Origin of the sequence: Chryseobacterium geocarposphaerae, assembly GCF_002797535.1 — a bacterium.
Lineage (GTDB): Bacteria > Bacteroidota > Bacteroidia > Flavobacteriales > Weeksellaceae > Chryseobacterium > Chryseobacterium geocarposphaerae.
On the sequence record NZ_PGFD01000002.1, the window covers coordinates 185,306 to 199,327 of the forward strand.

The window sequence follows — 14,022 nt, forward strand, 5'->3', positions numbered from 1 at the left end:
AATCAAATTGATTCCTTTTTATTTTGCCTTTCCAGCCATTCTTCATGTTTCTTTTTGAAGAATTCGTGCTTATAATCCTGGTTCCTTTGTGCTGCATCTATCGAATGTGAAGTATGAATATCTGCGTCTTCTTTAGCAAAGACCGCCAGTTTTTCATAATAACAGTGGAGCTGGTCAAGCTCTTTTTCTGTAAGGTCTTCAATATCTACAATCCGGTTACTTGCTTTTTCATGTGCTGCAATGAGCTCATTGAGCTTTATCTGAATAGCTTTCGAATCCTTATTTTGTGATTTTTGAATTAAGAATACCATCAAAAATGTGATAATGGTAGTTCCTGTATTGATGACGAGTTGCCATGTTTCTGAATAATCAAAAAGAGGCCCTGTAACCGCCCATCCAACCACAATAGCAGTAGCTCCTATGAAAGCATAAGGGCTTCCTGTAAATCTTGTCGCCCAATCTGAGAATCTCTCAAAAATACTTTTATGTAATTCCGCCATTTGTATCAGTTTAACAAATTATCAACATCAAAAACTCCGCCGAAATTGGTAGAGTTTAGTTTTAATTCATTGGCTGATCATTCATATTTCATTGCTTTATCCCTTTCGATAGGATTATTGCTTTTACGAAGCATTTCCTGAAGTTTCTTCGTAAGATCATTAAATTGTTCTGCTTTGGTAACTTTTGTTCCCATTACAAACATTTCACCCTGCATATTTTCTTTAAAATCTCTTCTCATATCCTGAAGAGGGTCGTTGTAAAAATCCAGTTTTTTCCGGTTTCTTACTTTTTCGGATACCTCCAGAGGCTTTGTTCCGTAATACGTTTCCACAAATCCAACGGTATCGTAAGTCTCCTTCAAATTATTGTTTTTAATTAATGTGAAAATGAAATTGGATCCTGAATCTTCAAGCCGAAAAATCAATCCCGGAAGCCCACGAAACTTATAAGGACCTTCCGAAATATTAACCTCTTTATTAAACCACGCCACCCAGCTTCTTCCTCCAAAATTTGCCGTCGCTTTTTGCAGTGTATTCTCTCCAAACTTTTTGGTTTCATTGGTTAGGTTCCATGAAATTTTATCCTCAGATGGAAATGAAAACATATCATGACCAATCAGTTCATAATTTTGATTTTTATTTGAATTTCTTTCTCTTTTCAAAGAAGGAAACCAGCCACCATATTGATGGTCATATCTTCCCGTTGCCTTATTAATTGAGTCTGATCTTAAATAATTATATTCATAAAATTTAACATCTTTGGGGTTGACGTCTAAAACATAGTTAATTTTCTCATACCGGCTCTGGGTGGAATCCATCTTAAATTGCAATTCATAAATAAATCTCTGGGTCTGTGCATTGATGCAAAAACTCATCATTATTAATAATAAAAGTATTCTTTTCATAGTAATATTTTCAGTAAATATACAAAATAAAAAGAACCTTGCAATACACAGTAGTAATTTATACAATTGAATATATTTTAATCGAACAATAAGGGAAATTTGAGCAGCATAATACCTTATTAATCAAAAATTTAAAATAATTCATTAACAATTGAATTTTTTATTTAATTTTAAAATGTAAATAACCATTAAAACAAATTATTATGAAAACAATCTCAGACGAAGAATTTTATGCAGGTCTAAAAGACCTCCCACAAATCAAGTATCCTTTTCAAGACCTAATTCATCCTGAGTTTCAAGAGGCTCGTGAAATATATTACGACTGGATTGATGAGGAATACGGTTTTCACAGCTTAGAAGCCCGCGAAAAACATAAAAAACATAATTTCGTAGATATTGCAACTCGAGGAATGCCCTTTTTAAAATCGCTGGCGGAATATCATCCTGTATCTGTTTACACTGCAAACGGATCCATGATGGATGACTATTTTGATAAATGTACATTGGAGGAAATGTATACAATAAGTGATCGAATAGATGACCTTCTAACCGGCAGAGAATCTGAAGAGCCGAAGGAAAAAGGCATTTACCATTTTTATTGGCGATTACGTCAGTATGCTATAGAATGTGACTTTCCCGAACATTTATATAAGAGATTTGTAAGCGCAATACATAGAGTATTTAATGCTTATGCTGAAGAAAAGGCTTATTACAGAACGAATACCATACCGCCATTGCACATTTACACCTTAATTCGTATGGATAATAGCGGTGTTCCTCCATTTAGCATTTATGTAGCTTTACAGAAAGACTATCGCACAATTCCAGATGAAATTTTCGACCATCCTCATATCATAAGAATGCAGAATTTATGCGCTTTTATGGTCGGAATACATAATGATTTCATTTCTTTACCTAAAGAACTTCACAGAGAGGGTGATACCATGAACCTTATAAAAGTAATGCAGAATGAATACAATTTACCCCTACATGATGCTTATATGAAAGCTCTTGAGCTTCATGATCAATATCTGGATGAATTTTTAGTTCTGCAAAAGAACCTTCCGTTTTTTGGTGACTTCCAGAATCTTGTAGCTGATTATGTAGCCGACCTTGGAATAATGGTAGCAGGAATATACAGATGGCATACTGCCGATACTTCCCGATATGTAAACGGGGGTTATGTGGAAGGAGAATATGTGAGCCAGCAATAATTTGATTCATCATAAAAAAATAAGAATCCGTTCCTTTTTGGAACGGATTCTTTATAATCATTGCAAAGTATGCAATTATCACACTTTAATTTCTACATCTACACCTGAAGGAAGTTCTAACTTCATTAGAGCATCCACAGTTTTAGAAGAAGAAGAGTAGATATCCATCAATCTCTTGTGAGCTGATAATTGGAACTGCTCTCTAGCTTTCTTGTTTACGTGTGGAGATCTCAACACTGTGAAGATTCTCTTGTTAGTTGGCAATGGAATTGGTCCGTTTACAACAGCACCAGTAGCCTTTACCGTTTTTACGATTTTCTCTGCAGATTTATCTACCAAGTTGTAATCGTAAGATTTAAGTTTTATTCTGATTCTTTGTGACATTTTAATCTAATTTAATATTAACCTTTAGCCTTAGCGATTACTTCTTCAGCAACGTTCTGTGGAGCAGCTTCGTATCTTTCGAATTCCATAGAAGATGTAGCTCTACCTGAAGATAATGTTCTAAGAGAAGTTACATAACCAAACATTTCAGAAAGCGGAACGAAAGCTTTGATAACTTTAGCGTTATTTCTGTCATCCATACCGTTTACTGTACCTCTTCTTCTGTTAAGGTCACCTACGATATCACCCATATACTCTTCAGGAGTTACTACTTCCAGCTTCATGATTGGTTCCATGATAACTGCTTTAGCAGCTCTACCAGATTCTTTGAAACCTAACTTCGCAGCAAGTTCGAAAGATAATTGGTCAGAGTCAACCTGGTGATAAGATCCATCTTTCAATGTAATCTTCATAGATTCAACCTCAAATCCAGCCAAAGGACCGTTCTTCATAGCTTCTCTGAATCCTTTTTCAACTGAAGGGATAAATTCTTTAGGAATGTTACCACCTTTAATTTCGTTGATGAATTCAAGACCAGTTTTACCTTCGTCAGCAGGACCGATTTCGAATACGATATCAGCGAACTTACCTCTACCTCCAGATTGCTTTTTGTAAACCTCTCTGTGGTTAGCTTTTTGTGTAAGAGCTTCTTTGTATTCTACTTGCGGTTGACCTTGGTTAACTTCTACTTTGAACTCTCTTCTCATACGGTCTACGATGATATCCAAGTGAAGCTCACCCATACCAGAGATAATAGTTTGTCCTGAAGCCTCGTCAGTCTTAACCTGGAACGTTGGATCTTCTTCAGCTAATTTAGCTAGAGCGTTACCCATTTTATCCTGGTCAGCTTTAGTTTTAGGCTCAACAGCGATACCGATTACCGGATCCGGGAAGATCATAGATTCAAGAACGATTGGGTTCTTTTCATCCGATAATGTATCTCCTGTTTTGATATCTTTAAATCCTACAGCAGCACCAATATCTCCAGCTTCAATAAATTCAACCGGATTTTGCTTGTTAGCGTGCATCTGATAGATTCTTGAGATTCTTTCTTTGTTACCAGATCTTGTGTTCAAAACATAAGAACCAGCATCCAGTCTTCCTGAATAAGCTCTGAAGAATGCCAATCTACCTACGAATGGGTCAGTAGCAATCTTAAATGCTAATGCAGAGAATGGCTCTTCTACAGATGGTTTTCTTTCGATGTCAGCATCAGTTCTTGGGTCTGTTCCTTTGATATTATCCTTATCTAGTGGAGAAGGAAGATATTTACAAACAGCATCAAGCATGAACTGTACTCCTTTGTTTTTGAAAGAAGAACCACAAGTCATTGGGATGATAGAAAGATCAATAGTAGCTTTTCTAAGTGCTTCGTTGATTTCTTCTTCAGAAATTGAATCCGGATCTTCAAAGAATTTCTCCATCAAAGTCTCATCATAATCAGCTACAGCTTCTACTAATTTCTCTCTATATTCAAGAACTTCATCTTTCATGTCTTCAGGAATTGGAACTACTTCATAAGTAGCACCTTGTCCAGCTTCATCCCAGATGATCGCTCTGTTTTTAATTAAGTCTACAACCCCTTTGAAATCTTCTTCAGCACCGATTGGTAAAACGATTGGAACTGCATTAGATCCTAACATTTCTTTTACTTGTTTTACAACGTTTAAGAAGTCAGCACCTTGTCTGTCCATTTTGTTTACGAATCCCATTCTTGCAACTTTGTAGTTGTCAGCAAGTCTCCAGTTTGTTTCAGACTGAGGCTCTACTCCGTCTACTGCAGAGAAAAGGAATACCAATCCATCTAATACTCTCAAAGATCTGTTTACTTCTACAGTGAAGTCAACGTGTCCCGGTGTATCGATGATGTTGAAGTGGTAAGGTTTTGTTTCAGGTAATTTCTTACCTTGATCTGTTGGGAAATTCCAGTTACAAGTAGTTGCAGCAGAAGTAATAGTAATACCTCTTTCTGCTTCCTGTTCCATCCAGTCCATTGTAGAAGCACCATCGTGAACCTCTCCAATTTTGTGGTTTACACCTGTATAGAATAAAATCCTTTCTGTAGTGGTAGTCTTACCTGCATCAATGTGAGCAGCAATACCAATATTTCTTGTAAATTTAAGATCTCTTCCCATTTCAGATTAGAATTTGAAGTGCGAGAAAGCCTTGTTAGCTTCCGCCATTTTGTGAGTATCAGTTTTCTTTTTGAAAGCTGCACCTTCTTCTCTTGAAGCAGCTACAACTTCGTTAGCTAATTTCAAAGCCATAGACTTATCATTTCTAGCTTTAGAATATTTGATTAACCATTTCATTGCCATAGAAATTTTTCTATCAGCTCTGATTGGCATAGGGATTTGGAAGTTAGCTCCACCTACTCTTCTAGAACGTACTTCTACGTGAGGCATTACATTAGTCAATGCATCTTTCCAGATTTCAAGTGCAGTTTTTTCGTTATCTCCTTTTTTAGTTTCTACGATATCCAATGCATCATAGAAAATTTTGAATGCAATTGACTTCTTACCGTCAAGCATTAGGTTATTTACGAATCTAGTTACCAATTGATCATTAAATTTCGGATCTGGTAACAACGGTCTTTTTTTCGCTTTCGTCTTTCTCATTGTCTTATTCCTTATTTAATGATTATTTTTTCTTTCCTTTTGCTGGTGCAGCTGCAGCCTGACCTGGTTTAGGTCTCTTAGCCCCATACTTAGATCTTCTCTGTGTTCTTCCATTTACACCTGCAGTGTCTAATGCACCTCTTACGATGTGGTAACGTACTCCCGGTAGGTCTTTCACCCTTCCGCCTCTTACCAATACTATCGAGTGCTCTTGAAGATTATGTCCTTCGCCCGGGATGTAGGCGTTAACTTCTTTACCGTTAGAAAGTCTTACCCTTGCAACTTTTCTAAGTGCAGAGTTAGGTTTCTTCGGTGTAGTAGTATATACTCTCGTACATACACCACGTCTTTGTGGACAAGAATCAAGGGCAGCCGATTTGCTCTTCTTGGCAAGCGTGGCTCTTCCTTTTCTTACTAATTGTTGAATAGTAGGCATTTAATTGCTTTTTATTTTAGGGTGCAAAAATAGTAATATTTTTTTAATTAACAAGCAGTTATGTAGAAATTATAGCCAATATTAATTTTTAATTAAAATACAGCTACGGGCAGAGTGTTTGGTAAGAAAGTAATTTCAAAACAATTATTTAAGTTTCAATTGCGACGTATACAAAACTTTTGATTTATCCTGAACCGTATCATTCAGCAACCATTTTATTTTAGGATTCAGAGAACCTGCAATATTTTCTTTTAGACTTCCTTTCTGACTATTTGTATGCTTATATTTAAATGACTTATGTATAACAGGAAAATCATAAGTGGTAATGGTAACCAAATCCTCCTCATCATTATATAAATACTTTTTACCAGTAAATTTAGACATCTGAGGTTTTATAATATTTCTATTTCTCAAAAAATTCCCCGGATCTTTTAAATTATATAATGTGTGAAATACGAAAAATAAACAAGCTATCCGCCAAAGCCATTTATCCGAATCCGAATTTTCAAAATATAAGATCAGAAAAGAAAAAAACAAACAAATATTTGATGCCGCCATCATTCTCACATTCATTTCCTCAATCTGCTGAAACCAGCCCGACACCCACAGAGAGACCCCATACACCAAAGCAGTAGTCCATAATATAATATGGAAAAAATTCAGCTTTCCCTCTTTTGCTTTTTTATAATATTTAAAAAAATAAACAGCTACCGCAATATCCAATATAAAAATTAAGAACTGGAAAATCATGCTTGGCAAACTAATAGAAGCCGGCTTCAGTCCCACAAAAGGATTCACCAAATTGAACAATCCTAAAATATTCCTTATAGTATATATAGAAAAACCGCTTGAAGGCAATCCTCTTTCATTCTCCCCCACCATACTTCCGAAATACAAATAATTAAAAAGTAAATACATTACTACACCAAAGCCAGACATCAAAATACAAAACAATAGAGGTTTAAAGTAGTTTGCGTTTTTTATCCTGTTAAATATCATCCCAAATGAAACAATAAACCCCAATAATATATATATCCCGGAGTATCTCGTTACAAACATACAGATCAGCATTAAAGCAGCATAAAATGCATACATATATTTATACCTCTCTTTCATAAAGATTTCATGTAAAAAATAAAACAGGAAATACATAAAGAAAATAAAGGGACCTTCTGACATGGTCTGAATAAAAACAAAAAAGAGTGTTTTACCAGTAAATAATAAAACCGTCTCCCGAAAGTAAAATTTCTTCCAATAAGAAAAACCTAAAATACCCCCTATAAAAAAGAGACTCAATATTCTTGAAGACAGGAAATAATCATTACAAAATTCATAAACCACTCTTAATAAAACCGGGTAACCCAACGGAAACAAATTAGTTTCCGGAAAAGGCAAATCTGCTGCAATCCCAAAATAAGACAGACTATCCGCTCCAATTCCTCCGTTTGCAATAAAAAATGGCTGAAAAAAATAAATAACAACAATAAAAACCGCTAAGATTTTATATTTAAGCATACCTGATACGTCATTTTGAGCAATAATAAGGAAACTTATCCAAACTATTTTAAGAAAATCAGCAATAGCGAGCATCTATTATATTTAACAGCAGTTCGGCACGGTATTTTCTACCTTTGCGATATATAAATAATAAACCTATGAAAAACGCAAGTATTATTGGATTAAAAGAAGCCGATTGCAAGAAAATTGCTGAAAAACTAAATGTCCTTTTAGCAAACTATTCTGTTTTTTACCAAAACACAAGAGGCTCTCACTGGAACATTAAAGGTGAGCAGTTCTTCACCCTTCATCCAAAATTCGAAGAGCTTTATAATAGCCTGGTACTTAAAATAGATGAAATCGCCGAAAGAATCCTGACATTAGGAGCAACACCTGCACACAACTATTCTGAGTATTTAAAAGTTGCAACCATTAAGGAAAGCCAGGAAGTAAGTGACGGAACTAAAAGCGTGGAAATTATCTTAAATTCTTTCAAAGTGGTTATCGATCTTCAAAGAGAACTTTTAGACATCACCGAAAAAGCAGGAGATGAAGGTACCAATTCTCAAATGAGCGACTATATCACAGAGCAGGAAAAAGAAGTCTGGATGTACAACTCTTATCTTGGCAAATAAGCATAAATTTATCCTTATAGATTAAAAAAATCACCTTACATTTAGGTGATTTTATTTTTAATGACTAAATTTGCGTATAAAATACACAATAATGCACGACATACGACTCAATTCCATCTTGGATAACGATTTCTATAAAATAACCATGCAAAACGCTGTGGTAAAATTATTCCCAAGTTCCATCGTAAAATATGAATTCATCAACAGAGGAAAACATCAGTTTCCGGAAGGTTTTGATACTGCATTAAGAGAAGCCGTAAATAAAATGGCCGAACTTAAGCTTACAAAAGATGAAAAAAGATTTATGGCAAGAACATGCCCTTATATTGATCTCCCTTACCTGGATTTTCTTGAAGGATATCATTACGACCCTTCCGAGGTAAAAATAATTCAGACAGGAAGCGATCTTTCTGTAACCGTAGAAGGTCTTTGGTACAGAACCATACTGTGGGAGGTTCCATTGTTAGCTTTAATCAGTGAACTTCATTACGAAATGAATCATATGGAAAGAGATTCCAATGAAGTTGTAATGAGCAAAACCCTGGAAAAAGCTGATGGGTTAGGAAAATTAGGTGTGAATTTCGCAGAGTTCGGAACAAGAAGAAGACATTCTTATAAAGTACAGAATCTGGTAATGGAAGCTTTAACACAAAAAAAGGATTCAACTTTTATCGGAAGTTCAAATGTTCATTTCGCAATGAAATACGGAGTAAAGCCAATTGGAACACACGCCCACGAATGGTTCATGTTCCATGCTGCCGAATACGGTTTTAAAATGGCCAACGAATTAGCTTTGGAACATTGGGTAGATGTCTACAGGGGCGATTTGGGAGTTGCGCTTTCAGACACCTATACAACAGATGTTTTCTTCCAGCAATTTGATAAAAAATTTGCTAAACTTTTCGACGGTGTTCGTCATGACAGTGGAGATCCACTGGAATTTGCGGACAAAACCATTGCCCATTATCAAAAACACGGAATCAATCCATTATTCAAGTATATTATTTTTTCCGATGCTTTAAATCTGGAAAAGGTAGAGGAAATCACCAATTACTGCAGAGGAAAAATCGGAATTTCATTCGGAATCGGCACTAATCTGACCAATGATGTCGGTTTAAAGCCCATGAATATTGTTATGAAACTTATAGGAGTTCAGGCACCTAATCATGATTGGATTCCAACCGTAAAACTTTCCGACGAACACGGAAAATACACCGGTGATCCAAAAATGATCGAGCTGGCAAAAGAATTTTTAAGAATAAAAAACTAACCATATGAAAGCAAAAATCCTCGTAGCAGTTTTCATTTTCACAGTATTTTTTTCATTTGCTCAAAAGACAACAGAAAAGCCAAAGTTTAACCAACAACTGGCCACAGAACTTGGTGCCGACAAATACGGAATGAAAGCTTATACCATTGTAATGTTAACAACCGGAGCAACCAAAATAGATGACAAAAATAAGATGGGAGAATTGATGAAAGGACATTTGGCTAATATTGGAAAATTAGCAGACGAAGGAAAAATAATTGTTGCAGGACCGTTTTTAGAACAAAATAAGCAGAACTTTCGTGGAATGTTTATCTTCAACACCAAATCAAAGGAAGAAGCTGAGCAATGGGTAAAAACCGACCCCGCAGTTCAGGCAGGAGTTTTCAGTTACGAAATTTTTCCATGGTACGGTTCTGCTGCACTTCCAATGTATTTGGAACATCATAAGGAAATTTCAAAAGAGAATCCGTAAAACTTTAAAATGAAAAAACTAATTTCCATTCTTTCACTTCTCGTATTCGGAGTTTTTTTTGCTCAAAATAAAATCAATGCTGTAGATGTTTCATCCGTACAGTTGCGAATTATGCAGAAATACAGGAATTCAGACTCCATTCAAAAGAAAAAAATTTATTCCGACTCCATCTATTCTCCCTATCAGAAACTATGGAACGGATATCTGGGAAATTCCGACAAAGTGATTAAATGGCACAATGAAAATGAATCGCAAATCAAGGCATGGCAACAGAAAAGTGAAAAGATAAATGGAAAACAAATCTCCAGTTCATTGCAGAAGTTTTCTAAAGAAATGAAGAAACTAACCGGATATGACACCAAAGGAACTTGGTATATATTATTCGGTCCGGCATGGACAGATTTAGGTGGCTTAGGGAAATATGCTATGGTTATTGATCTGTCTCACGAAAACAACACCTCAATAGAAAAAGTAGAATTGATTTTACCACATGAAATCACTCATCAGATTATGATGACAACAAACAAACATATTGACAAAACTGCGCTTGAGCCTATAATAGGAGAAGGCTTTGCCGTATGGATGAATCAAAAATACTGGAAGAAAAAATACTCTCTTGCACAACATCTTGGATATACGGACTCCGAATTGAAAGCATGTGAACAAAACCTTCAAAATATAAAAGATTTCTTTGAAAAAAATAAATTCTCCGAAGACAAAGATATTATTGATATTCTCCGAAGCAGAGAAACAAAGCTAAACGAAAAACTACCCGGAGCTATAGGATATTATATAGGCTATAAAATTATTGAACAGTATGTTTTAAAAAACGGGAAAGACTCATGGAAGGATGTTTTCACAAAATCTCCTCGTGAAATCTATGAAAAAAGCGGATTCTGATTAATTTTATCACAAAACTAAATACCATGAAAACCATCGAAGAAGTTCTTAAAAAATTAGACGCAATCATTATCTGGTGTAAGGAAAACAAAAGCCCGGCCGGATATTTTGCCTGTACTTATAAAATTATGACCGCACAGGTTTTAAAAGGAATTCAGCAGAAAAAATTTGAAGATAACTCAAGAATGATCTTGCTGGATATTGCTTTTGCTCAAAGATATCTTGAAGCATGGGAGAATTATCAGAAAGGTAAAAAATGTACTAACGCCTGGTATTTAGCTTTTGAAGCGGCAAAAAATAAAGAGCTTCTTATTTTACAGCATATTTTCTTAGGGATGAACGCCCATATTAATTTAGATCTGGGAATATCCGCAGCTTCTATTATGCCTTACAGAAAAATAAATCCCTTAAAAACAGACTTTGAAAACATCAACAATGTTATCGCTTCCATCAACCAAAAAGTTCAGGATTCATTAAATAAAATATGTTATCCTGTAGAACTGATCGACAAAATATCGAACGGAAAAGACAACACCGTTCTAGACTTTGCCATATCCAGAGCCAGAGAAACTTCCTGGGCAACAGCAGTCATTGCATCAAATACTCCTAATTTTCTAAGAGATTCGGTTATCGGAATTGTAGATTATGCTGCAGCAAAAGTGGCCACACAAATTTTAAAACCAAGAATTCTGACACCTGCTTTACTTAAAGAATTAAAAAAATGTGAAAGCAGTGATGTAGTGAAAAATATAGAAATCCTTGCTTCAACAAAGAATATTTAATTAAATACATAAAATAGTGCCTTGAATTTTGGCGAAAAATTTTACGGTTTTCCATAAAAGAAATCCACTTTCGTTTTTGTAATTTTGACAAATGGAAATGAGTTATTTGATCATCGGATTTATTGTTGGAGGAATTTCAGGAGGTCTCATCCTTTATTTCATGGTGAAATCATCCAGAGTTTCCAGAACTTCATATGATGAACTTTCCCGTCAAAACATTAAAATGATCTCTGATCTGGAAAATGTAAATGAAAAAGTTCAGGATCTTCAAACTCAGATTTCAAGAGAAAAAGATTCTTACTTAGTTCAGAGCGATCTTTTAGACGATCTCAAAAATGAATTTGCAAAAATATCTGCAGAATACACTTCCATTCAATCTCAATTCGAAGACCAAAAATTAACGCTTTTCAATCAGACTCATCAGATTGAAAAACTTTTGGATGAAAAGCAGGATCTTATTGCTAAAAACGCAGAGCTTTCCGCAGTAAACCAAAACCTCAAAACTTCTCTGGAAACTCAGAAAGAAGAAATTTCAAAAATTCAGGAAGAAGGAAAATTGCAATTTGAAAACTTAGCCAATAAAATTCTAGAAGAAAAAAGTGAAAAGTTTACGTCTTTAAATCAAACCAATCTAAAAACGATCCTTGAACCGTTTCAGGAAAAGATTAATGATCTCAAGAATAAGGTAAATGAAGCCTATGAAAAAGAGAATAAAGAACGTTTCTCACTGGCTGAAAAAGTAAAAGAATTAGCCTTACTGAACCAGCAAATTTCTGAAGATGCAAAAAGACTGACAAAAGCATTAAAAGGAGAAAGCAAAACTCAGGGAAACTGGGGCGAAATGATATTGGAAAGTATTTTAGAAAAATCAGGACTGGTAAAAGGCCGCGAATATTTTCTTGAACATGAGCTTCGCGATGAAGACAACAAAGCACTTTTTTCAGAATTTTCAGGTAAAAAAATGCGTCCCGATGCAGTCGTAAAATATCCGGACGAAAGAAATGTCATTATCGATTCAAAAGTTTCTTTAACCGCCTTTACGGAATTAGTGGACGAGACCGATGCAGAAATCTACCAGATAAAAATTAATCAACACCTCAATTCCATTAAAAACCACATCACACAGCTAAGTCAAAAAGCATATGATGATTATGGAAAGTCTTTAGATTTTGTGATGATGTTCATTCCCAGCGAGCCCGCTTATATTGCAGCCATGCAGGCAGATCAAAACCTATGGAATTTTGCTTATGAAAGAAGAATTTTACTTCTCAATCCAAGCAATCTTATTACCTCTCTGAAACTTATTGCAGATCTCTGGAAAAGGGAATACCAAAACAGAAACTCTATTGAGATTGCAGAACGCGGTGCGAAACTTTATGATAAATTCTCCGGTTTTGTAGAAAATCTTGAAAAAGTCGGCAAAAATATAGACCAGGCAAAAAATGTTTATAATGACGCATTTAAGCAGCTATACACTGGAAATGACAACCTGATTATCCAGACTCAAAAATTAAAATCATTGGGAATTAAAAATAAAAAAGAACTTCCTCAAAGTCTGATTGACAATTCCCAAACTCCATTAGAATCTTAACAATATGATAGAAAGCTTTCAAAACGAAAAAATAAAAAATCTTACCAAACTTATCACTGACAATCGTCACAGAAAGAAATCGAATGTTTTTGTCGTAGAAGGTGATCAGGAAAACGAAAGAGCTCAGAAGTATGATTTCGAGCCTGTAGAGTTCTATATCTGTGAAAGTATCTTCAAAGGCAAAACTCCCCTGGGAAAAATTCACCTGGTAAGTGAAAAAGTCTATGAAAAAATAGCGTACAGAGGAAGCTCTGAAGGAATTATCGGTATTTATAAAACCAAAAATGAGAATCTGCAAGCATTTAAACCCAAAGAAAATTCAACCATAATTATTGTAGAAGGAATAGAAAAACCCGGAAATTTAGGAGCCATATTAAGAAGCTGTGAAGCATTTGGAATAGACGCTCTTATTGTATCTGATGGGAAAACCGATTTTTATAATCCTAACGTTATTCGTTCAAGTGTAGGTTGCTTGTTCGGTATGAATGTATTTCAGTCGGAAAATCAGGAAACGCTAGATTTCTTGAAAAAAAATCAATTTAATATCTATACAACCATTATGGACGAAACCGCCGAAAATTTACCTCAAAGAGATTTTACACAGAAGTCTGCTATTGTTTTCGGAACAGAACATTCAGGATTAAGTGATTTCTGGCTGAATAAAGGACAAAATACCCTTATTCCAATGAGCGGAAGTATTGACTCTTTAAATCTGAGCAATGCCGTAGCAATTACCTGCTATGAAGCATTAAGGCAAAAAATGATTTAAAAATATAACCTTTACCTTTAGAACATAAAAAAACCGCTTCAAAAATGAG

15 protein-coding genes are annotated in these 14,022 nt (G+C 35.1%); 8 read left to right on the plus strand and 7 right to left on the minus strand.

What is annotated here, in order from left to right; all coding sequences use genetic code 11:
* Nucleotides 1-2 precede the first annotated feature (2 nt).
* Nucleotides 3-500 (minus strand): low affinity iron permease family protein, encoded by a 498-nt coding sequence (locus tag CLV73_RS12405; RefSeq protein WP_100377205.1) that lies wholly within the window; start codon nt 498-500, stop codon nt 3-5.
* 77 nt (nt 501-577) lie between these two features.
* Nucleotides 578-1,405: a GLPGLI family protein gene (locus tag CLV73_RS12410; RefSeq protein ID WP_100377206.1), complete on the minus strand. Its 828-nt coding sequence runs from the start codon at nt 1,403-1,405 to the stop codon at nt 578-580.
* Between the two features lie 203 nt (nt 1,406-1,608).
* Here CLV73_RS12410 and CLV73_RS12415 point away from each other — a divergent pair, with 203 nt between their 5' ends.
* Nucleotides 1,609-2,619 (plus strand): terpene synthase family protein, encoded by a 1,011-nt coding sequence (locus CLV73_RS12415; RefSeq protein ID WP_228424361.1) that lies wholly within the window; start codon nt 1,609-1,611, stop codon nt 2,617-2,619.
* A gap of 78 nt (nt 2,620-2,697) precedes the next feature.
* Here CLV73_RS12415 and rpsJ read toward each other — a convergent pair whose 3' ends face one another.
* From rpsJ to CLV73_RS12440, 5 genes are all read right to left on the minus strand, one after another.
* Nucleotides 2,698-3,003, minus strand: coding sequence for a 30S ribosomal protein S10 (gene rpsJ, locus CLV73_RS12420; protein WP_002661363.1), 306 nt, complete (start codon nt 3,001-3,003; stop codon nt 2,698-2,700).
* Nucleotides 3,004-3,020: 17 nt separating this feature from the next.
* Nucleotides 3,021-5,138, minus strand: coding sequence for an elongation factor G (gene fusA, locus CLV73_RS12425; RefSeq protein ID WP_100377208.1), 2,118 nt, complete (start codon nt 5,136-5,138; stop codon nt 3,021-3,023).
* A 6-nt stretch (nt 5,139-5,144) separates the two neighbouring features.
* Nucleotides 5,145-5,621, minus strand: coding sequence for a 30S ribosomal protein S7 (rpsG, locus tag CLV73_RS12430; protein ID WP_002983149.1), 477 nt, complete (start codon nt 5,619-5,621; stop codon nt 5,145-5,147).
* A 22-nt stretch (nt 5,622-5,643) separates the two neighbouring features.
* Nucleotides 5,644-6,057, minus strand: coding sequence for a 30S ribosomal protein S12 (gene rpsL, locus CLV73_RS12435; RefSeq protein ID WP_002983146.1), 414 nt, complete (start codon nt 6,055-6,057; stop codon nt 5,644-5,646).
* A gap of 144 nt (nt 6,058-6,201) precedes the next feature.
* Nucleotides 6,202-7,572 (minus strand): hypothetical protein, encoded by a 1,371-nt coding sequence (locus CLV73_RS12440; protein ID WP_100377209.1) that lies wholly within the window; start codon nt 7,570-7,572, stop codon nt 6,202-6,204.
* A gap of 140 nt (nt 7,573-7,712) precedes the next feature.
* Between CLV73_RS12440 and CLV73_RS12445 the strand changes: the two genes are divergently transcribed.
* From CLV73_RS12445 to CLV73_RS12475, 7 genes are all read left to right on the plus strand, one after another.
* Nucleotides 7,713-8,189 (plus strand): Dps family protein, encoded by a 477-nt coding sequence (locus CLV73_RS12445; RefSeq protein WP_100377210.1) that lies wholly within the window; start codon nt 7,713-7,715, stop codon nt 8,187-8,189.
* A 91-nt stretch (nt 8,190-8,280) separates the two neighbouring features.
* Entirely contained in the window at nt 8,281-9,459 is a 1,179-nt protein-coding gene (pncB, locus tag CLV73_RS12450; protein ID WP_100377211.1) for a nicotinate phosphoribosyltransferase, read from the plus strand.
* A 4-nt stretch (nt 9,460-9,463) separates the two neighbouring features.
* A complete protein-coding gene (locus CLV73_RS12455; RefSeq protein ID WP_100377212.1) occupies nt 9,464-9,931 on the plus strand; it encodes a YciI family protein in 468 nt (155 codons plus the stop codon).
* A 9-nt stretch (nt 9,932-9,940) separates the two neighbouring features.
* Nucleotides 9,941-10,831 carry a gliding motility protein GldB-related protein gene (locus CLV73_RS12460; protein WP_100377213.1) on the plus strand — a complete coding sequence of 297 codons (891 nt, stop codon included), beginning with the start codon at nt 9,941-9,943 and terminating at the stop codon, nt 10,829-10,831.
* A gap of 26 nt (nt 10,832-10,857) precedes the next feature.
* Nucleotides 10,858-11,613 carry a DUF5995 family protein gene (locus CLV73_RS12465; RefSeq protein ID WP_100377214.1) on the plus strand — a complete coding sequence of 252 codons (756 nt, stop codon included), beginning with the start codon at nt 10,858-10,860 and terminating at the stop codon, nt 11,611-11,613.
* Nucleotides 11,614-11,704: 91 nt separating this feature from the next.
* Nucleotides 11,705-13,204, plus strand: a complete 1,500-nt coding sequence (gene rmuC / locus CLV73_RS12470) for a DNA recombination protein RmuC (RefSeq protein WP_100377215.1) — start codon at nt 11,705-11,707, stop codon at nt 13,202-13,204.
* Nucleotides 13,205-13,208: 4 nt separating this feature from the next.
* Nucleotides 13,209-13,973 (plus strand): TrmH family RNA methyltransferase, encoded by a 765-nt coding sequence (locus CLV73_RS12475; RefSeq protein WP_100377216.1) that lies wholly within the window; start codon nt 13,209-13,211, stop codon nt 13,971-13,973.
* The last annotated feature ends 49 nt before the right edge of the window (nt 13,974-14,022 follow it).